Source organism: Thiofilum flexile DSM 14609 (assembly GCF_000380185.1).
Taxonomy (GTDB): domain Bacteria; phylum Pseudomonadota; class Gammaproteobacteria; order Thiotrichales; family Thiotrichaceae; genus Thiofilum; species Thiofilum flexile.
Map to the genome: position 1 here is coordinate 30,400 of NZ_KB904751.1, position 18,613 is coordinate 49,012.

Sequence of the window (18,613 nt, forward strand, 5' to 3'; positions counted from 1 at the left end):
ATGCCACGTTTGTTCATTGGGTTAGGCCTATTAGCACTATTGAGTTTAGTAGGCCTCACAGTATTAGCCTTTTATGGTTTATTGCGCTTTAGCTCTGATATTACCCTTAACTCCTTAGCCGATCCCTATATTCATGGGATTGTCTGGTTTTCGATTAAACAGGCCGCTTTAAGTGCTTTGTTGTCGGTAGTGTTGGGCTATCTAATTGCTAGAGCGCTGTATTACTCGCCACAATTGCGCGGGCGAGCAGCGTTTTTGAGCCTATGCTTACTCGCCTTTGTGATGCCGACTTTGGTATTGGTAACAGGTTTAGTCGCACTCTTAGGGCGTAATGGTTGGCTAAGCCCCTTCTTAGGGGCGGATTGGAATTTATACGGCTTGCAAGGGATTTTATTAGCGCATTTATATCTCAATATTCCCTTTGTGATTCGCGCCATTGTGCTGCAATTGCAGGCCATACCAGAGAGTAGTTGGCGCTTAGCGTTGCAATTAAAGCTCAGCCCGTGGCAGCGTTGGCGTTATATGGAGCTGCCTAGTGTGGGGGGGCGTTTAATTGTATTGGCGGGCTTTGTCTTTGTGCTGTGTTTTAATAGCTTTGCGGTGGTATTAGCCCTAGGGGGTGGGCCACAAGCTACTACGCTAGAGGTCGCCATTTATCAAGCGCTGAAGTACGACTTTAATATTAGTGAGGCATTAGTCTTAGCATGGTTGCAGTTTGGTATCGCGGGGGTGTTATTTGCGGTATTAGCGCGTTTTAGTTCGGGGGCGTGGCTGTCACCTGATACGGGGACGCAGCGTTATTTGCCCACGCCTAGTCCTTGGGTACGTGGCGTTTATGTCTTACTGTATGGTGGGGCGTGGGTGCTGCTGGTATTGCCGATTTTGACCTTGATAGTGGAGGTGTGGGGGTTAGGATCAGGGCATTGGCAATCTATGCAACTCTTAAAACCTACCCTAGTCACTTTGGGTTTAGCCTTAGCGAGTGCGGTTAGTACGGTAGTGATGGCCTATTTAGTTTTGATTCCGGTACGTCAAGCAGTGCTAGCGCGGCAGCGAGTTTATTGGTTGTGGGAATGGCTTAGCTTACATAATCTAGTTGCACCCGCTATGGTGTTATCGGTAGGTATTTATATTGTCGTGTTACGGGTGATGGATTTAGAACATTGGGGGCTAGTCTGGGTGGGGATAATTAATACCGCCTTATTAGTGCCGTTTGCCGTACAACAGCTTAAGCCGCAAGTATTACAATTTGATGCCCAGTATGAAAACCTCGTTTTGACCTTAAAGTTATCGTGGCGGGCGCGTTTGAGTGTGGAGCTACCGTGGTTACGAGATACTTTAGGCGCAGCGGGGGTATTGGTATTGCTATTAGCGATGGGTGAGGTGTCTATCTTTGCCATTTTTGGTACTGAACAAGCAACGAGTTTACCTTGGTTGATTTACAGTTATGCGAGTACGTACCGCTTGCCTGAAGCGGCTTTGGCTTCCTTAGTCTTATTGGTTCTATGCGGCGGGATTGTGGGGTTATGGGAATATATGCAGGTACGCAATACTAAAGTTAGGTCTATTCATGTTAGCCATTAAACAACTACAAGTGCAGCGCGGTAAGACACTTTTGCACTATGACCTGACTATTCCGAGTGGCAAAATCATCACTCTACAAGGGCGCAGTGGTGTGGGAAAAACGACGCTATTATTAACCATTGCCGGATTTGAGCAACCCTTGAGTGGCGATATTGTCTGGCAAGGCGAGTCCTTAGTAAGGCTGCCTATTATTAAGCGCCCGGTCGCGATGTTATTTCAGGAACATAATCTATTTGAGCATGTAAGTATTGATAAAAACTTAGCGCTAGGTTTACCCTTACAAGATAATCAGTGTCTAGAGCAACGTTTAGAGCAGGCACTCATGCAGTTAGAAGTGCAGGAGCAGCGTTATAAAATGCCCGCGCAATTATCCGGTGGGCAGCGTCAACGTATGGCTTTAATTCGTACTTTATTAAGACCCGAACCCTTGGTGTTATTAGATGAGCCTTTCGCGGAGCTGGATGCTAAAAGCCGAGTTTTAGCGGCGGATTGGGTACGTGAACAAGCGTTGGCTCAGGGTAAAACGGTATTGCTAGTGACCCATCAACAAGAAGATGTGGAGCGTATGGGGGGCGAAACCATTATTTTAGGGGATTTGATTGATAACTAAGCAGTAGCACAGTCGGTAGGGCTATGTTAAGATGCGCCCACCATTATTAAATTGATAACACTATAAACTGAATTAAAAAGGGTCTGAAATAACGATGAAAAAGTACTTATTAGTCGCTTTAATGTTGGGGACTACTACTTTAGTAGCTTGTGGGGGATCATCAGACGCGCCTAAAGCACCAGAGACTAAACCTGCTGCTAGTGCTCCAGCACCTACACCCGCTGCATCCACTCCAGCGCCTACTCCAGCACCCGCTGCTGCAGTTCAGGCACCGACTCCTGCTCCAGTAGCAGCACCTGCCGCCGCTACAGGGCCCTTAGCAGATTTGATCAAATCCGCTTGTGCTTGTACGGCTCCTGAGTGTGGTACTAAAGCGATGGGCGATTTAGTGGCGCTAGCTACCTCTGGTACAGCGATTGATTTACAAGGTCCCGATGTGGCGCAACTCAGTCAATGCATTATGGCTACCGGCATTGATAAAAACGAATTTATTAGCAAAATGCGCCAATTACGTCAGTAATAGGCATCTGGGGCAGTCACTATAGATTGCCCCCATACTCAAATTCACCGCTACCGCCAACCCGCCTGATCCATTAATTTCACCGCCGCTCGATTATATTGACCTAGTGCGCTTAAATTCAGCGTATCTGCTTTAAAGTTCCCCCATGATCTTAGTTGCTCGCTTGTAAGGCTTTTATTGGTTACTGGATACTCACCATTTACTGTTGAATACCAGCGTTGAGCATCGTCTAGCGTCATATATTCCAATAGCTTAATGGCATTCGCTTTATTAGGAGCAGACGCTGTGATACCAGCACCACTAATATTAATATGGACACCGGTACTCGTTTGATTAGGCCAAAGCAGTCCCACTTTAGTGGCAGCTGCTTTTTGACTGCTGTCACCCCCAAATAGCATTTGAGCATAATAATAGGTGTTGCCTAGGGCTATATCACACTCACCGGCTGCTAGTGCCTTAATTTGATCTCTATCACCTCCTGATGGGGTGCGAGCTAAGTTGGCTACTAAACCTTTTGCCCACTCACCCGCTTTAGCTTCACCATAATTTGCAATCATTGCAGCGACTAAGGATTGATTGTAAATGCTGTTAGAGGAGCGCACACAAATACGACCTCTCCATTGGGGGAGTATCAAATCCTCATAGCTACGAATGTCATTAGGATTAATCCGCCCCTTCGCATAAAAGATCACTCGTGCCCGTGAAGTTAGCCCAAACCAGCGTTGTTGAGGATCGCGCAAATGAGCAGGAATAACTTGTTGTAAACGTGATGAAGAGATGGGTTGTAAGACACCATATTGAGCGGCGCGTGCTAGGCGTCCGGCATCCGCCATGATCAATACATCCGCATTAGAGTTGGCACCTTCCCGTTTTAAACGCTCTAGTAAAGGATCATCATCACTGGTAATAAGATTGACTTTAATACCAGTATCTTTACTAAACGCGATGAGTAAGGGTTTGATTAAGGGTTCTTCACGAGCAGAATACACATTCACTTCATTAGCTAAAGCGGTAGAGCTAAGCAAGGTACTTGCTAGCAGTAAATAGATAAAGCGCATACTTAAAATCCTTTAGGTATTGGCCCAGCGGCGCATTAGATTGTGATAGACCCCTGAGAGACGCACGACATTAGGATGATTAAGTCCGACCTCGGAGGCTAGGGTTTGAATACTTTGATCAAGGTCATATAAGAGGGCACGCTCACCATCATCACGTACCATACTTTGTAACCAAAAAAAGGCGCTAATACGTGCGCCCTGTGTTACCGGCATGACCTGATGTAAGCTAGTAGAGGGGTATAACACCATATCGCCCGTCTGGAGTTTGACGCTTTGATTGCCATAGGTGTCTTCAATGATTAATTCGCCGCCCTCGTAATCCTCCGGTGGGGTTAAGAATAGGGTGCAAGATAAATCGGTACGCATACGTACTATAGTGCCTGGAATATGGCGAATAGCATTATCGACATGAGTGCCAAAATGCCCCCCATCTTGGTAGCAATTAAATAAGGGTGGGAAGATTTTTAAGGGTAAGGCGGCGGCAACAAAGGTCGGGCATTTGACCAACGCATCCAAAATAAAATCACCTAACGCACGAGCGACCGGATTCGATTCGGAGAGCTGACTATTATACTTGGCTTGCGCTGATTGTAGTCCGGCAGTGACTTTGCCGTCGACCCATTCGGTACTTAAAAGCTGACTACGACAATAAGCAACCGCATCAGGACTGAGTACTTGAGGAATGGCGAGTAACATAGTTTTTATCCTTAAAATACTCTCTTATCCTAGGACAAGAGAGTAAACCAGTCCGGTGATACCGAACTCTGTGGAGCCAAACAACAGAGCACTGAATCCGGGACATATGATGAGGGTTAGAAATCGTAATTAAAGGTCACATTAATCGAGCGACCGGGGGCGACATAGGTAAAGGGGGCAGAGCTGCGATAAAACGCTTCATAAATCGTTTTATTTTCTACATTGTTAATGTTCAGTTGTGTCGTTAATTTTTTGGATACTTTATATTGTGCCATTAAGTCAAGGCGGGTAGATGAGGGGAGCATGACCTCATTACCATTCGCATCTTTAACGCTTGCGGCAAAGGTTCCGGCCTTGATTTTGTCCTTATAGGTGACAGCTCCACCCACCGCGAGCTTAGGTGTTACTTGATATTTGGTCTGGATATAGGCACTTTTAGGTGCTACATTGGCTAGTTCTAGGCCAATATTAGAGGCTGTTGCGGAGTTCGTCACTTCGGTATCCAGATAGGCAACGCCACCTGTGACACTGAGTTTAGGCGTGATATTACCGGAAGCATTAAGCTCTACCCCTTGTACACGCACCTCACCCGATTGATGCGCTTCTTGACTCGTACCCGTCCCCGTAACTTCGATTTTATTTTTCTTATCGGTTTGGAAAATAGCCGCTCCCACCGCGAGATTATCGCCGCGAATATTCCATTTAGTACCGACCTCTACGGTTTTATTTTCCTCAGGCTTTTTGAGTGCAACGGTTAATGGTGTGATACCACCATACTCCACACCGCCAGAGTCAAACATTTCGCCTGGTAAGTTCGCCGAGGTGCTCGCCGAGGCATAAAAGCTGGCATTTTCGCGCGGTTTATATATTAATCCGACGTGTCCACTGCTAAAGTTTGTACTATCAGATGAGTCTGAGTTGGAGTCATAAGTCCCCTCGCGGGCTTGGCGGGTAATATCAAATTGCTCATAGCGTAACCCCCCGAAGACTTGCCATTTTTTCCCGAATTTTACCGTATCCATCACATAGAAAGATTTAACATCCGCCTCGACTAAAGAGGTGCTGTCACTGCGACTTTTAATACCCGGCGCAATAGCATGATTATCAGGGTCTTTGACGTTTATATTAGGCGGGACAACCCCTGTTGGGTTAGTGCTGGCATTATAGGTATCTAATACATAGCCCTGATTCGTCACCTTTTCTTTACTGAACTCGACACCACCGACTAGGGTATGCTCCGTATTGCCCTTATGTAGTTCATGAGTAATTTGTGAGTTAATACCTTGAAATTTATTGGTAAAGCTAGCCGTCGAGGCACGATTAGTAATAGTGGTGCTATCGGTTAAACCATTAATACTAGACGGTGTTGAAACGATATAGTCATTGGTGGTTTCCCCTTTACGCACTTTTGTTGTCCAACGGGTGTTGGCGGTAAAGTCCACATCTATAGTGGAGGTGAAAATATCGGCTGAGGTATCTTGGAAATCGCGCCCGACTATGCCATAGAAATTATTACGATCGACTGCTGCTGGAGCATTGGTAGCACGATCCCATGGATGCCCACGATCGGGCATTTGCTCCCCTTTGAGATGATAGTAATCGGTGAGGATTTTAACTTTATCAGTTGCTTTGTAATCGGCAGATAAGGCTATGCCTTTGCGTTTATCATATACCTCATCACGTCCAGCAATATCCGAGTCTTGTACCATCACATTGGCGCGAACCTTGAGCTTATCGTTAATAACGCGGTTAGCATCTAAGGTGGCACGTTTGTCATCACCTAAAGTCAGAGAGCCTTTAGTAAAATTAGTATTTTGCGGTTTTTTAGTAATACTATTGATGGCTCCACCCGTTGTACCGCGACCTGCAAAGGTAGAACTGGCTCCTTTGGCAATTTCAATTTGTTCAGCAGCAAACACTTCGCGGGTAGTAACCCCTGGATCACGCATACCGTCTACAAATACATCACCCCGTGCTTCAAAGCCACGAATAATAAAACGGTCGCCTTGTGCATTACCACCTTCCCCGGTGCCTAAGGTGATAGCGGGCTGTGTCCGCATTAAATCGCGTAGAGCAGTTGTACCAGTATCGGCTAATTGCTCTTTTCCTATGACGGTAATGGTTTTAGAGACATTGAGTAATGGCTCAGTGAATTTATTATTACCGGACTTATCAATTTTATATGGTGCTTCATGATCGGCATTAGGGTTGGCGGCTGGTGCAGTCGCAGGCTTACGCTTTGCGGTAACAGTTACGCCTTCGAGAGTCGTTTCGTTAGTAACGGTGGTAGCGGCTGTTTCCGCCGCATAGCTAATAGGCATGAGTAGGGTACTGCCTAGGGCTAATAAAGTACCAGAGGCTAATGAGGCGTGACGCGTAGTTAATTGTGTAGTCGAACGTAAAGACAAGGGTTTGTAATCCAAACTCACCATAAAAACTCCCAAAATTTTTCTGACTGACTTAGTTGGTTTTATAATGAGAATGATTCTTATTAATGTCAATATTGAAATGAGAATTATTTTCAATTAGAGTGCGGCCCACAGTATTGACTGTGCTGTATCCATCTGTGGAACCTCTAGGAGTATTTTAATGGAATTACTGAAACTCTACTTAGATCATGCGGTATTAGGTATTTTGGGTTTAATGAGCTTTGTTATGTTGGCGCTAGTAATTGAGCGCTATATCTATTTTATTCGCGTGAAATTAGAAAACTTTCAGCATATTGAGTTACTTAAAGTCACACTGACACGCAATCTCACCACTATTTCATCGGTGGGTTCTAATGCGCCCTATATTGGTTTATTAGGTACTGTTTTAGGTATCTTAGTGACGTTTTATGAAATGGGGCAGGGCGGTAAGATTGATGTGAATAGCATTATGGTAGGTCTTGCGATGGCACTTAAAGCTACTGCTGCAGGTCTTGTGGTCGCTATTCCAGCCATGTTGTTTTATAACGGTTTATTACGCAAAGTGGATGTATTAGTCGGGCGTTGGACTGCATTACAAGATGGGGTCAAGGCATGAAGCGTTTTGACCAGATTAATATGATTCCGTTTATCGACATTATGCTAGTGCTATTGGCTATCGTGCTGACAACGGCGACGTTTGTATCACAGGGTCTGATTGAAGTGAATTTGCCTGATGCGGAGCGTGTCACCGCCACACAGGGCGATAAAGTTCCGGTACAACTGGCTATTAATGAACAACGCCAGCTCTTTATACAAGAAGAAGCGATTGCCTTTGATCAATTAATTGAGCGCTTAAGTCGTTATCAAGATGATGAGCTGATTGTACTACGCATTGATAAAGGTGTTCCCTTTGAGCAATTTGTGAAAGTACTAGACGCGCTAAAAAGCCGTCCTTTTAAAAACGTATCCATTCAAGCGCAGCAACCATGAAATGGAATCAAGTCACAGGCTATGGATTATCCGCCGCGATTCATGCCGCTTTAGTGCTAGTGGTGGTGCCTTTGGTACTAGCCCAAAAACCCCCTGAACCCGAGCCAGAATTAGTCCCCATTGATCTTGCTATGTTCCAGCCCCCTCCGCCGGAACCGGAGCCTATTCCAGAGCCGGAACCACCCAAGCCAGAACCGATTCTAGAGCCGGAGCCACCCAAACCAGAACCGATTCCAGAGCCACCTAAACCGGAGCCGAAAAAGCCAGAGCCGCCCAAGCCGAAACCGGAGCCGAAAAAGCCAGAGCCACCCAAGCCGGAGCCAAAAAAGGTAGAGCCACCCAAACCAGAACCGAAAAAAGCGGAACCGCCTAAGCCCGATCCAAAAAAGGTAGAGCCGAAAAAAGCGGAACCGCCCAAGCCGGAACCAAAAAAGGCTGAACCGCCTAAACCGGAACCGAAAAAAGTGGAACCGCCTAAGCCCGATCGTTCGGCTGAATTACAGCAGCAAGCGGCTCGACAAAAAGCCGAACAAGAGCGTATTAAACAGGAATCCTTAAAACGCTGGGAAACGGAACAAGTTCGCAAACAACATGAAGCCGAGCAACGTGCGGAACAAGTTCGCCAAAAGGCGGAACAAGAGCGTGTTCAAGCCGATGCGCGTAAGAAATGGGAAGCAGATCAAGCACGTAAACAACGTGAAGCAGAGGCTACTCGCCAAAAGCTAGAAAAAGAACGTGCTCAAGCCGACGCACGTAAGAAATGGGAAGCGGATCAAGCACGTAAACAACGTGAAGCCGAAAAAGAGCGTGCTCAAGCTGATGCGCGTAAGAAATGGGAAGCAGATCTGGCACGTAAACAGCGTGAGGCTGATAGTGCGCGTCAAAAGGCGGAAAAAGAACGTATTCAGGCTGATGCGCGTAAGAAATGGGAAGCCGATCAGGCACGTAAACAGCGTGAGGCCGAGCAAGCGGCTGCCCAAGCAAAAGCACAGGCACAGCAAGCGCGTCAACAAGCCGAGGCACGCAAAAAATGGGAAGCGGATCAAGCCGCAAAAGCAGCCAAAGCGGTACAAACTGCAAAAGCCGCCACACCTGCTACTAAGCCTAGTACAGCAAAGATAGCAGGTGAATCGGATACATTGGATAGTAATCCATTGGTTAGTAGTCCGCGTTATCGTGTACCACCCACTCAACCCCCCTATCCGCGTCGTGCGCAAGAGGAGGGGTATGAAGGTACAGCGATCATTGAGGCGCAATTAGATGCGAATGGTAATGTGGCCGTGGTTAAAGTCCACCGGTCTTCAGGACATAGTATGCTAGATAGTGCTGCATTGAGCGCAGTAAGAGCATGGAAATTTGAGCCAGCACGCAAAAATGGTCAGGCAATCCGTTCACGCATCCGTGTTCCAGTACATTTCAACTTGACCTAGGGGCTATTAATATTAATACTTTGATAAGGAGTACATCTGTACTCCCTAAGTATGGGTAATTAGGCGAATGCGACACCTAGCTCGGTTGCAGGTAGAATGGTTTGCTCTTGTTGAGCTTCATCAATAATTTGCCGTGCCATAAATTGACAGCGCCCACAGCAAGAGCCAACTTTTAGCTGACAGCTTACTTTGTCAAAAGTATCATGGCCTTGAGCCACAGCTTTTTTAATATCACGGTCAGTCACCGCATTACAAACGCACACATACATGATAGGTTGTTACCTGTAAATGAGATTGATTCGTATTTATATAACGATCATATAAACTCTTAGTGTCTAAATCAAGTTAATGCGATATATGTCCCTATTTGACAGCTAAGCGTTGACTGCATAGCATTCTAACTATTTCTATCCCCTTTGTTTCAGCTACAGGAGCCGACTATGCGAGGTAACCCCGCTCTTAATCAGGTACTCAATCAAGTACTACGCAGTCAATTGACTGCCATTAATCAATACTTTCTCCATGCACGCATGTGTGGCAATTGGGGCTTAGATAAGCTCAATGACAAAGAGTATCACCGCTCTATTAAAGCCATGAAACAGGCCGATACACTGATTGCACGGATACTGTTTTTAGAAGGACTACCTAACCTACAAGATCTAGGCAAACTCTATATTGGCGAAGATGTGCCGGAAATCATGGTCAATGATTTACGTTTAACGACGGAAATTATTGCCGAATTACGCAGTGCTATTGCCAAATGTGAGCAAGAGCAAGATTACGTATCGCGCGATTTATTAGAGGAATTGCTCGAAACCGAAGAAGAGTATGTCGATTGGTTAGAAAGCCAAGAATGGGCCATTGCTAATATGGGTCTACCAAATTATTTACAATCCATGATGTAAGGAGAATGGCTATGCAAGGTAGTCAACGAGTGATTGATGAACTCAAAAAATTACTCGCCGGTGAGTTAGCGGCGCGTGATCAATACTTTATCCATTCGCGCATGTACGAGGATTGGGGCTTGAGCAAGCTCTATGAGCGTTTAGATCACGAGCGTGTAGAAGAGACGGAGCATGCCGATGCGATTATTAAGCGTTTATTATTTTTAGGCGCTGTACCCGATTTAAATAATCAAGATAGTTTAAATGTAGGCAGTGATGTGATTAGTATGCTAAAAAATGATTTAGCATTAGAGTACCATGTAGTAGGCGCATTGAAGGCGGGGATTCAATTGTGTGAAGCCGAGCAAGATTATGTGACCCGTGATATGCTAAAAGCCCAACTCTTTGATACCGAAGAGGATCATGCCTATTGGCTAGAGAAGCAATTAGGTTTGATTGATAAAATAGGCTTGCAGAATTACCTACAGGCGCAAATGTAAGTCATTATGCAAAACATTTTCACCTAAATATAATAGTCGATATTATCTCACTCTATCTTTGAGTTTTCTTTCCTGTTGAGTACACCGTTGCCCCAACACGGTTAAGCTAAAAGATCGTGAGGGGAGCAGCGTATTACCAGCAGGATAAGGGGCTTTGACGTGGAGCAGGGATATGACATTAGTGGATTTTAACTTACCGGTGGTGGTGCTATTACCTTTTTTAGGGGCACTATTAGCCACGCAAGCAGCACGATTTAATCGCCTTGCCGCAGCAGGAACCGCTGCTGTTATTACGATTCTTGCACTTATACTATTATTGCCAGCCCTACCATTACCCTTTGCAGGGCAGACTTTAATCCAACGCTGGGAATGGGTTCCTAGCCTAGGTTTAGAGTTTGCCTTTCGCTTAGATGGTTTGGGCTTATTATTTGCCTTATTAATCTTGGTCATTGGCTTATTAGTCATTATCTATGCCCGCTACTATCTCTCACCACAAGACTCCATGGGGCGCTTTTTTGCCTTTTTACTCAGTTTTATGGGGTCTATGCTGGGTATTGTGCTCTCGGAAAATCTGATTCAATTAGTTATTTTTTGGGAGCTAACTTCATTAAGTTCCTTTTTGTTAATTAGCTATTGGTATACCCGTTCGGATGCGCGGCAAGGGGCGCGAATGGCGCTCACCATTACAGGCATGGGAGGCTTGGCTTTATTCGGCGGGGTGCTGATACTAGGGCATATAGTAGGCAGTTTTAATCTCACTGAAGTACTTGCAGCAAGCTCGCTCATTCATGCGAGTCCTTGGTATACCCCTATGCTGGTGTTGATTTTATTGGGTGCTTTTACCAAGTCGGCACAATTTCCCTTTCATTTTTGGTTGCCCCATGCGATGGCAGCACCGACACCCGTTTCAGCCTATCTACACTCGGCGACGATGGTAAAGGCGGGTATTTTTTTATTAGTGCGGTTATTTCCGGTGCTTTCCGGTACACCTGAATGGCATTGGCTCGTGGGGACAGCGGGGATGTTGACCCTATTGCTAGGAGCCTTTACAGCCTTATTTAAGCACGATATTAAAGGCTTATTGGCCTATTCAACTATTAGCCATTTGGGACTCATTACCTTATTACTGGGGATAGGTTCGCCTCTGGCGGTGGTTGCGGCTTTGTTTCATATTATTAATCATGCCACTTTTAAAGCTTCCCTATTTATGGTGGCGGGCATTGTGGATCATGAAACCGGAACGCGCGATATGCGCCGGGTGAATGGTCTGATGAAGTATATGCCGCAAGTGGGGATACTCGCGATTATTGCCTCGGCTGCCATGGCGGGCGTGCCTTTACTCAATGGCTTTTTGAGTAAGGAAATGTTTTTTGATCAAACGGTTTCTGTCTCCGCCATTTCACCGCTGGCTTGGGTGATTCCGGTATTAGCGACCTTGGCGGGGGTATTCTCCGTCGCTTACTCCGCCCGTTTTGTCCATGACATATTTTTTAATGGCGAGCCAATTAATTTACCCAAAAAACCTCATGAGCCACCACTCTATATGAAAATCCCGGTGGGCTTATTGGTACTTGCGTGCATTGCGGTGGGGGTGTTTCCGGTCTATACCATTGCTGGAGTCCTGTATGTAGCCATTGCGGGGGCGTTGCAAACGACGCCACCGGAGTATAGTTTAGCGCTTTGGCATGGTTTTAGTGCGCCTTTGTTAATGAGTTTTATTGCCCTAGTAGTGGGTCTTATTGTGTATTTGATACGTAAGCCCTTATTTGCTTGGTATGACCGTGGGCTTAGTCAATGGGATGCGCGTATAGTCTATCAAGCGCTAGTCAATGGCCTGATTCACTGGGCGCAAAGTGTGACACGGCGTTTAGATCGTGGCACCTTTCGCAATATGTTGATATGGTTTTTTGGAGTGACCTTATTAGCAGGTGTTGTGGGCTTTTGGGACGAGGCTTTATTGGGTACGCGTGAATTAATGCCAGTGGATGGGATCACCGCCATGGCTATCGCGGGCTTGATATTAAGTAGCTTACTCACCGTACTCAAACACCGTTCACGCCTGATCTCTTTGGTGATGCTAGGGGTCGTGGGGTTGGTCGTGTCATTAGGATTTGCTAAATTTTCTGCCCCTGACTTGGCCTTAACCCAGCTCTCTGTGGAAATTGTAACCGTAGTATTACTGATGTTGGCCTTGTATTTCTTACCGCAATACACCCACATGCTGAGTTCGCATAAACGCCATTATCAAGATATTGCTTGGGCAATGGGATTAGGTTTCAGCGCTGCTTTATTGACCCTCGCTGTTTTGACCCGCGATTTACAATCGATCTCTGGCTACTTCCTAGCGCATAGTAAAACCGGCGGTGGCGGAACCAATGTCGTCAATGTGATTTTAGTCGACTTCCGGGGTTTTGATACCTTAGGCGAAATTGTAGTGCTTGCCCTAGCTGGTTTAGGCATTGTGGCACTGTTACAAGGGATTAAACTCTATGCGCCGAAACGTAATGCCGAAGGAGTGCCTTGGAGTCAAGAATCACATCCACTGATTTTACAAGTGCAAGCCCGTATTCTATTTCCCATGATGCTGATGGTGGCAATTTTTATTTTCCTGCGCGGGCATAATCTGCCGGGTGGGGGCTTTATTGCCGGTTTGATTGCGGCCTTAGCCATAGTCTTGCAAAACCTAGCTAATGGTATTGTTTGGACAGCCGCGCGTATTCGTTGGGATATGCACAGTGTATTAGCCGCAGGTATTGGTATTGCGACCTTTACCGGATTAGGCGCTATGTTAATGCATTACCCCTTCTTAACTTCCACCTTTACCTATTTAAAGTGGCCTATTGTGGGTAAGTTTGAAATAGCCAGCGCGATGGGATTTGATACCGGCGTCTTTTTAGTAGTGGTGGGCGCTACCGTGATGATTCTAGTGCAATTAGGACGTTTGAATTATATTGAAACCGAAGATACCGGCGATTTACAACCAGCAAAAGGATCTACCCCATGAGTACTGAACTATTAATTGCGCTGAGTATTGGTATTATGGTGTCTTGTGGCGTGTATTTGATTCTAAGACCCAATACCTTTCCCGTGGTAGTAGGATTAACCTTTTTATCCTATGCCGTAAATGTATTTTTATTTGCTATGGGCGGTTTAAAGGTGGGTATGCCACCGATTTTAGATGAAAAAGTTACTACCTATACCGATCCATTACCACAGGCATTGGTTTTAACAGCGATTGTAATTTCTTTTGGTATGACCGCCTTTTTAATTGTCTTGTCATTAAGAGCACGGGATAATTTAAATACCGACCATATTGATGGTAAAATTTACTTATCTAATTTTACCGATAATAAGCTAATAGAGCCTACTGAAGGCAGCTCAAAAGACCAGCCTGAAAGAGTTGAATCGACGACAACCTCCCAGCAGGATATTTTAAAATGAATTATCTTCCTATTTGGGCTATTTTATTTCCTTTACTAGGTGGACTACTACAGCTTTTAATACGTAATAAAGCGGGGGTAGCAGCACAGCGTGGTTTATCACTGATATTGCTAAGTGGTTTAGTCTTACTGGCCTTATGGATGTTTATAGTTGCCTTACAAGGCGAGCGTTATGTTTATTATTTAGGTAATTGGCCTGCTCCCTTTGGCATTGTATTAGTACTAGATCAACTTTCTGCCATGATGGTATTACTCACGGCTGTATTAGCCTTAATGGCAATGAGTTATGCCATGCTCAGACAAATAGACCAGCTAGGGTTGCATTTCCATGTATTATTTCAAATTCAGTTATTTGGCTTAAATGGGGCTTTTTTAACAGGCGATATTTTTAATCTCTTTGTTTTTTTCGAGGTATTATTACTAGCCTCTTATGGCCTGATGTTACACGGTTTAGGGCAGGAGCGTACTAAAGCAGGTTTGCATTATGTAACACTGAATTTAGTCGGCTCAATCTTGTTTTTATTTGCCCTCGGTGCCGTTTATGGCTCCTTAGGTACGCTGAATTTAGCCGACTTAGCTCTGAAAGTCGGACAAGCACCGTTAGAACGGCAGGGTTTGATTAAGACCGCTGGGCTATTGTTATTAGTGGTATTTGGCTTAAAAGCGGCAATGTTTCCGTTATATATGTGGCTACCGGCGACCTATGCCAGCACATCGGCTCCGGTTGCGGCATTATTTGCGATTATGACTAAGGTGGGCATTTATGCACTGATTCGTGTGCATGGCACTATGTTTGGAGCCGAAGCACAGGGCTTGGCTTATTTCTATCAGCCTTGGGTATTAAGTGCTGGACTAGTGACCTTATTTGTGGCTGCTTTAGGGGTAGTGGCGGCGCAAGAGTTACGCCGTTTGGTTACTTATGGGGTATTAGCTTCAGTGGCAACTTTATTAATTGCAGTAGGAATTAATACGCCCGCCTCATTAGCTGCCGCCTTATTTTATTTAGTTCACTCTACCTTATTAGCTGCCACTTTTTTCTTATTGGCGGATTTAATTAGCGAAGGCAGAGAGGATATAGGAGATCGCTTAGAAAAAGCCCCTATCATGCCGGGAGCTAAATATTTAGGGATAGTTTATTTTGCCGTAGTGGTGGGTATGGTGGGTTTACCCCCCTTATCTGGCTTTTTAGGGAAAGCTTTAATTTTGCAATCCGCGCTCGCTCATCCTTGGTATGGATGGATTTTCGCAGTGGTACTCGGATCTAGTTTAATTATGTTAGTGAGTATGGTCAGAGCGGGCACTTTATTATTTTATCGTTTACCCCCTCGTGATGGCAGGGCAATAATACCGCTCCAAAAAACAGCGCTATTACCCATCTATGCCTTACTTTTCATTAGCCCACTTTTAGTCCTATTGGCTCACCCTATTACCGAGTTTACGCAGCAAATGGCACAACAATTACTTGATTTGAGTCATTATACCCAAGCCGTATTAGCGAATCCTATGCAAGGAGGTCACTAATGTTTAAAAAGCTCATTCCTCATCCTATCTTAAGCGTGATGCTGATTATTATTTGGTTGTTGTTAAATAATGATTTTTCTGTTGGGCAGATGGTTCTAGGTGCTATTTTAGGCGTGGTTATACCTATTATTACTACTGGTTTCTGGCCTGATCAGGTTGATGCCCAAAAGCCTTGGCTTTGGGTCAAATTTTTTGGTGTGGTTATTTATGATATTATAGCAGCGAATATTTTAGTGGCACGTTGGATATTAGGGCGTAGTCAGACCTTAAGACCAGCATTTATGGAGTTAACAATAGAACTCACCTCCCCTTTAGCGATTAGTATTTTAGCTAGCACCATTTCACTCACGCCGGGAACTGTATCCTGCAGCCTTTCAGCCGATAAGCGCCGCTTACTGATTCACTCACTACATGTAGAAAACATCAGCATTGCTTTAGTTCAAATGCATGAGCGTTATCAAAAGCCACTCTTGGAGATGATTAAATAATGTTAAATATTGCCTTAGTGTTGGGTTTTATTTTGGTCAGTGGGGCGTGCTTTTTGAGCTTAGTTAGGCTGTTAATTGGCCCTGATTTGCCGGATCGAATTTTAGCGCTGGATACTTTATATGTTAACTCCATTGCTTTACTGATCTTATTTGGGATTACAGAAGGCTCAACATTATATTTTGAGTCGGCTTTATTAATTGCAGTCATGGGATTTGTAGGTACTTTGGCATTGAGTAAGTACTTATTACGCGGCGATATTATGGAGTAAAATCAATGTCAGGCTTTATGGAAGTGGTTATTTCTTTATTAATTATTATCGGTGCGATATTTACCTTATTAGGTTCTTTGTCCTTGCTAAAATTACCCGATTTTTTTATGCGCCTGCATGGCCCTACGAAAGCGTCAACCTTAGGGACGGGGGCTATTTTAGTGGCGTCTGCGCTTTATTTCTCACTCACTAAAGGTGAGATTAGTGTGCATGAAATTCTGATTACGGTATTTTTATTTATTACCGCACCAGTAAGTGCCTATATGTTGGCGAAAGCCGCATTACATTTAAAACTTAAACAACAAGCCCAAACACAAGGGCAAACATTAAGCCAACAAGAAGGCGAAGGGTAGAGCGGTATAGGGTAGATACCGCCCTTATCTTAGTGAATTAGGGGGTAAACGTGGCGGGCGTACTCGGTTGAGTATTGTCAGCAGGTTTATCTAGTGTGACACTTTCCCCTTGTTTCATGGCTTCTTGAACACCGGGCGCTGCCAGTACTTCACGCAATTGCTCTTCTTGGTCTTTTGTCAGAGAGGTTTTCAGCACGGTGCCACCGTAGCCTTTAATGCCCTCTAGTACTTTATCAGGTGTTGCTGAGCGTATTAAGACAAATAATACGGAGCCACCATTAGCAATAGAAGAACCTAAATCTTTCATAAAGTCATCATTAATACCAATATCTGACAGTGCGCCCGACAGTGCGCCTGCTCCTGCGCCGACCACCGCGCCTAATAATGGATTAAGAAATAGCATACCGATTAACATACCCCAGAAGCTTCCGCCTATAGCACCAGCGGCAGTGAGGTTGACGGCTTGATGTAGTTTCACTTTTCCATCAGCATTTTTAGTAACAACCACCGCATCTTCTAAGTTAATGAGATACTCTTTTTGCATATTGACTAGCTTGTCACGTAATTCAAATGCGGTTTTTTCGTCCTTAAAAGCGATAGCAACTAATGCACTCATCCTATTCTCCCTCTTAAATTAACAGTTAACAGACTCTGACAAAGCCGAGCCTATGATTGTATATAGCTTGACATCCTCCCCGACCTAAAGGACGGGGATTCCTGCTGCCAGACGCTCATGTCCGAGCGCGAGAATGTTCTTAGCTGCATTGATATCTCTATCATGCGTTGCTCCACACTCAGAGCAAGACCATTCTCTTATTCGCAAGCCTGTTCTACCTTTTGGACTATTGGAGCCTATGCAGCCACAACACGAACAGGCTTGGGTAGTGTACGATTCATTGACCTCTAAACACACACCTGACCGCGCACTCGCTTTGTATTTCAGTTGTGTCTTGAGTATGTGCCACCCTGCATCCAAGACGGATTTAGCCATCTTGGTTTTGGCTAGGGCTGAACTACTGACATTGCCAATGATGATTAAGCTGTTATTTTTAACGACTTGGGTCGTGAATTGGTGAATGGAGTTTAGGCGGCGATTCTTGATTTTGGCATGAATCGCTTTCACCCGTTTTTTCTGTTTAGCTCTTTGAGCTACACCCAATTTAGATTCCAGCTCTCGATAGAACTGTTTGGACTCCAGTTTTAATCCATTGCTACACGTTGCCGTGTCTTTGAGTCCTAGATCAATGCCGATTTGCCCTTGAGCTATCGACTCTATAACAGGGACTGCTACGACCACATTGAAGTACCAGCGACCTCTAGCATCCTGAGAGAATGAGCCGAAGCGGAACTCGTATTGAGCTAGTCCATAGCTATCCCATACCTTGAAATAGTGACCCGCATAGCGAACTTGTCCACTCTTCCAAACGGCTGCACCTTTTTTGAAGGGTATCCAACCTAAGGAACGCTTAGAACCACTAGAAATACGCCAGCGCAATTTACTTTTCTTAAACTGTTTACGCGCGCGCTCATGTGCTTCCGTCACTTCTTGAACTGTTTGAGAGTGAATCAGAAACCCCCGTTCTTTGCGTAAAGCCGCTTGAGATTTGGCAAGATCAAAAGCGCTCAGGTATACATGAAGCCAACCAACCTCAGGAATCGGTAAATGTGCATAATAGGCCGTTTCTTCATTGGCCGCATTCCAGACCTGATTCACCTCAAAGGCCATACGTTCAAGGATAGATTTGTGCTTATCCTTGACACGTACCTTTAGGGTTTTGAGAACCGTCACTAGGGGATATGTCATGCTACTATTCTAACTCAAGTGAACGACCGAATCATCGGTTTCCAACCGATTCGCCTGA

At 45.1% G+C, this 18,613-nt stretch carries 20 protein-coding genes; 14 read left to right on the forward strand and 6 right to left on the reverse strand.

Annotated features, from left to right (window positions below):
• From A3IK_RS0104140 to A3IK_RS20115, 3 genes are all read left to right on the forward strand, one after another.
• Window positions 1–1,584 (forward strand): ABC transporter permease subunit, encoded by a 1,584-nt coding sequence (locus tag A3IK_RS0104140; RefSeq protein WP_020558715.1) that lies wholly within the window; start codon window positions 1–3, stop codon window positions 1,582–1,584.
• The gene (locus A3IK_RS0104145) at window positions 1,571–2,194 is read left to right on the forward strand and encodes an ATP-binding cassette domain-containing protein (protein ID WP_020558716.1); all 624 of its coding nucleotides are present in this window, start codon (window positions 1,571–1,573) and stop codon (window positions 2,192–2,194) included. The genes A3IK_RS0104140 and A3IK_RS0104145 overlap by 14 nt, the downstream gene beginning before the upstream one ends.
• Window positions 2,195–2,288: 94 nt before the next feature.
• Window positions 2,289–2,714, forward strand: a complete 426-nt coding sequence (locus A3IK_RS20115) for a hypothetical protein (protein ID WP_020558717.1) — start codon at window positions 2,289–2,291, stop codon at window positions 2,712–2,714.
• Between the two features lie 50 nt (window positions 2,715–2,764).
• Here A3IK_RS20115 and A3IK_RS0104155 read toward each other — a convergent pair whose 3' ends face one another.
• The 3 genes from A3IK_RS0104155 to A3IK_RS0104165 form a co-directional block, all read right to left on the reverse strand.
• On the reverse strand, window positions 2,765–3,772 hold the full coding sequence (locus tag A3IK_RS0104155; RefSeq protein WP_020558718.1) for a Fe(3+) ABC transporter substrate-binding protein: 1,008 nt from the start codon (window positions 3,770–3,772) through the stop codon (window positions 2,765–2,767).
• Window positions 3,773–3,784: 12 nt separating this feature from the next.
• Window positions 3,785–4,468 (reverse strand): Fe2+-dependent dioxygenase, encoded by a 684-nt coding sequence (locus tag A3IK_RS0104160; RefSeq protein WP_020558719.1) that lies wholly within the window; start codon window positions 4,466–4,468, stop codon window positions 3,785–3,787.
• A 116-nt stretch (window positions 4,469–4,584) separates the two neighbouring features.
• Window positions 4,585–6,900: a TonB-dependent receptor gene (locus A3IK_RS0104165; protein WP_020558720.1), complete on the reverse strand. Its 2,316-nt coding sequence runs from the start codon at window positions 6,898–6,900 to the stop codon at window positions 4,585–4,587.
• A gap of 157 nt (window positions 6,901–7,057) precedes the next feature.
• Between A3IK_RS0104165 and exbB the strand changes: the two genes are divergently transcribed.
• Genes exbB through A3IK_RS21270 form a run of 3 tightly spaced genes read left to right on the forward strand, consistent with a single transcriptional unit; the run spans window position 7,058 to window position 9,296 of the window.
• Window positions 7,058–7,492: a TonB-system energizer ExbB gene (gene exbB, locus A3IK_RS0104170; protein ID WP_020558721.1), complete on the forward strand. Its 435-nt coding sequence runs from the start codon at window positions 7,058–7,060 to the stop codon at window positions 7,490–7,492.
• Window positions 7,489–7,866, forward strand: a complete 378-nt coding sequence (locus A3IK_RS0104175; protein WP_020558722.1) for a biopolymer transporter ExbD — start codon at window positions 7,489–7,491, stop codon at window positions 7,864–7,866. The genes exbB and A3IK_RS0104175 overlap by 4 nt, the downstream gene beginning before the upstream one ends.
• A complete protein-coding gene (locus tag A3IK_RS21270) occupies window positions 7,863–9,296 on the forward strand; it encodes an energy transducer TonB (protein ID WP_020558723.1) in 1,434 nt (477 codons plus the stop codon). Before A3IK_RS0104175 ends, A3IK_RS21270 begins: the two co-directional genes overlap by 4 nt.
• 59 nt (window positions 9,297–9,355) lie before the next feature.
• Here the strand turns inward: A3IK_RS21270 and A3IK_RS0104185 are convergent, their stop codons facing one another.
• Entirely contained in the window at window positions 9,356–9,565 is a 210-nt protein-coding gene (locus A3IK_RS0104185) for a (2Fe-2S)-binding protein (protein ID WP_020558724.1), read from the reverse strand.
• Window positions 9,566–9,736: 171 nt separating this feature from the next.
• On the opposite strand from A3IK_RS0104185, the gene bfr (A3IK_RS0104190) reads away from it, so the two are divergent.
• The 8 genes from bfr (A3IK_RS0104190) to A3IK_RS0104225 all read left to right on the forward strand — a co-directional run bounded on the left by bfr (A3IK_RS0104190) (window position 9,737) and on the right by A3IK_RS0104225 (window position 16,751).
• Entirely contained in the window at window positions 9,737–10,201 is a 465-nt protein-coding gene (bfr, locus tag A3IK_RS0104190; protein WP_020558725.1) for a bacterioferritin, read from the forward strand.
• Between the two features lie 11 nt (window positions 10,202–10,212).
• Entirely contained in the window at window positions 10,213–10,680 is a 468-nt protein-coding gene (gene bfr / locus A3IK_RS0104195; RefSeq protein ID WP_020558726.1) for a bacterioferritin, read from the forward strand.
• 172 nt (window positions 10,681–10,852) lie between these two features.
• A complete protein-coding gene (locus tag A3IK_RS0104200) occupies window positions 10,853–13,684 on the forward strand; it encodes a monovalent cation/H+ antiporter subunit A (protein ID WP_020558727.1) in 2,832 nt (943 codons plus the stop codon).
• Window positions 13,681–14,121 (forward strand): Na+/H+ antiporter subunit C, encoded by a 441-nt coding sequence (locus tag A3IK_RS0104205; RefSeq protein ID WP_020558728.1) that lies wholly within the window; start codon window positions 13,681–13,683, stop codon window positions 14,119–14,121. The genes A3IK_RS0104200 and A3IK_RS0104205 overlap by 4 nt, the downstream gene beginning before the upstream one ends.
• Entirely contained in the window at window positions 14,118–15,641 is a 1,524-nt protein-coding gene (locus A3IK_RS0104210; RefSeq protein WP_020558729.1) for a monovalent cation/H+ antiporter subunit D, read from the forward strand. Before A3IK_RS0104205 ends, A3IK_RS0104210 begins: the two co-directional genes overlap by 4 nt.
• Entirely contained in the window at window positions 15,641–16,129 is a 489-nt protein-coding gene (locus tag A3IK_RS0104215) for a Na+/H+ antiporter subunit E (protein ID WP_020558730.1), read from the forward strand. The genes A3IK_RS0104210 and A3IK_RS0104215 overlap by 1 nt, the downstream gene beginning before the upstream one ends.
• Window positions 16,129–16,398 (forward strand): K+/H+ antiporter subunit F, encoded by a 270-nt coding sequence (locus A3IK_RS0104220; protein WP_020558731.1) that lies wholly within the window; start codon window positions 16,129–16,131, stop codon window positions 16,396–16,398. Before A3IK_RS0104215 ends, A3IK_RS0104220 begins: the two co-directional genes overlap by 1 nt.
• A gap of 5 nt (window positions 16,399–16,403) precedes the next feature.
• Window positions 16,404–16,751: a Na+/H+ antiporter subunit G gene (locus A3IK_RS0104225; protein WP_020558732.1), complete on the forward strand. Its 348-nt coding sequence runs from the start codon at window positions 16,404–16,406 to the stop codon at window positions 16,749–16,751.
• 37 nt (window positions 16,752–16,788) lie between these two features.
• Here A3IK_RS0104225 and A3IK_RS0104230 read toward each other — a convergent pair whose 3' ends face one another.
• Together A3IK_RS0104230 and A3IK_RS0104235 are read right to left on the reverse strand one after the other, a co-directional pair.
• A complete protein-coding gene (locus tag A3IK_RS0104230) occupies window positions 16,789–17,367 on the reverse strand; it encodes a DUF1269 domain-containing protein (protein WP_020558733.1) in 579 nt (192 codons plus the stop codon).
• Between the two features lie 84 nt (window positions 17,368–17,451).
• Window positions 17,452–18,555, reverse strand: coding sequence for an RNA-guided endonuclease InsQ/TnpB family protein (locus tag A3IK_RS0104235; RefSeq protein WP_020558734.1), 1,104 nt, complete (start codon window positions 18,553–18,555; stop codon window positions 17,452–17,454).
• Window positions 18,556–18,613 lie beyond the last annotated feature (58 nt).

Bases quoted from the DNA above. Each gene is read 5' to 3' on its own strand.
- bfr (WP_020558726.1), top strand. From the start codon at position 10,213: ATGCAAGGTAGTCAACGAGTGATTGATGAACTCAAAAAATTACTCGCC.
- A3IK_RS0104145 (WP_020558716.1), top strand. From the start codon at position 1,571: ATGTTAGCCATTAAACAACTACAAGTGCAGCGCGGTAAGACACTTTTG.
- A3IK_RS20115 (WP_020558717.1), top strand. From the start codon at position 2,289: ATGAAAAAGTACTTATTAGTCGCTTTAATGTTGGGGACTACTACTTTA.
- A3IK_RS0104185 (WP_020558724.1), bottom strand. From the start codon at position 9,565: ATGTATGTGTGCGTTTGTAATGCGGTGACTGACCGTGATATTAAAAAA.
- A3IK_RS0104215 (WP_020558730.1), top strand. From the start codon at position 15,641: ATGTTTAAAAAGCTCATTCCTCATCCTATCTTAAGCGTGATGCTGATT.
- A3IK_RS0104165 (WP_020558720.1), bottom strand. From the start codon at position 6,900: ATGGTGAGTTTGGATTACAAACCCTTGTCTTTACGTTCGACTACACAA.
- A3IK_RS0104200 (WP_020558727.1), top strand. From the start codon at position 10,853: ATGACATTAGTGGATTTTAACTTACCGGTGGTGGTGCTATTACCTTTT.
- A3IK_RS0104155 (WP_020558718.1), bottom strand. From the start codon at position 3,772: ATGCGCTTTATCTATTTACTGCTAGCAAGTACCTTGCTTAGCTCTACC.
- A3IK_RS0104230 (WP_020558733.1), bottom strand. From the start codon at position 17,367: ATGAGTGCATTAGTTGCTATCGCTTTTAAGGACGAAAAAACCGCATTT.
- A3IK_RS21270 (WP_020558723.1), top strand. From the start codon at position 7,863: ATGAAATGGAATCAAGTCACAGGCTATGGATTATCCGCCGCGATTCAT.
- A3IK_RS0104210 (WP_020558729.1), top strand. From the start codon at position 14,118: ATGAATTATCTTCCTATTTGGGCTATTTTATTTCCTTTACTAGGTGGA.
- exbB (WP_020558721.1), top strand. From the start codon at position 7,058: ATGGAATTACTGAAACTCTACTTAGATCATGCGGTATTAGGTATTTTG.
- A3IK_RS0104225 (WP_020558732.1), top strand. From the start codon at position 16,404: ATGTCAGGCTTTATGGAAGTGGTTATTTCTTTATTAATTATTATCGGT.
- A3IK_RS0104160 (WP_020558719.1), bottom strand. From the start codon at position 4,468: ATGTTACTCGCCATTCCTCAAGTACTCAGTCCTGATGCGGTTGCTTAT.
- A3IK_RS0104140 (WP_020558715.1), top strand. From the start codon at position 1: ATGCCACGTTTGTTCATTGGGTTAGGCCTATTAGCACTATTGAGTTTA.
- A3IK_RS0104235 (WP_020558734.1), bottom strand. From the start codon at position 18,555: ATGACATATCCCCTAGTGACGGTTCTCAAAACCCTAAAGGTACGTGTC.
- A3IK_RS0104175 (WP_020558722.1), top strand. From the start codon at position 7,489: ATGAAGCGTTTTGACCAGATTAATATGATTCCGTTTATCGACATTATG.
- A3IK_RS0104220 (WP_020558731.1), top strand. From the start codon at position 16,129: ATGTTAAATATTGCCTTAGTGTTGGGTTTTATTTTGGTCAGTGGGGCG.
- bfr (WP_020558725.1), top strand. From the start codon at position 9,737: ATGCGAGGTAACCCCGCTCTTAATCAGGTACTCAATCAAGTACTACGC.
- A3IK_RS0104205 (WP_020558728.1), top strand. From the start codon at position 13,681: ATGAGTACTGAACTATTAATTGCGCTGAGTATTGGTATTATGGTGTCT.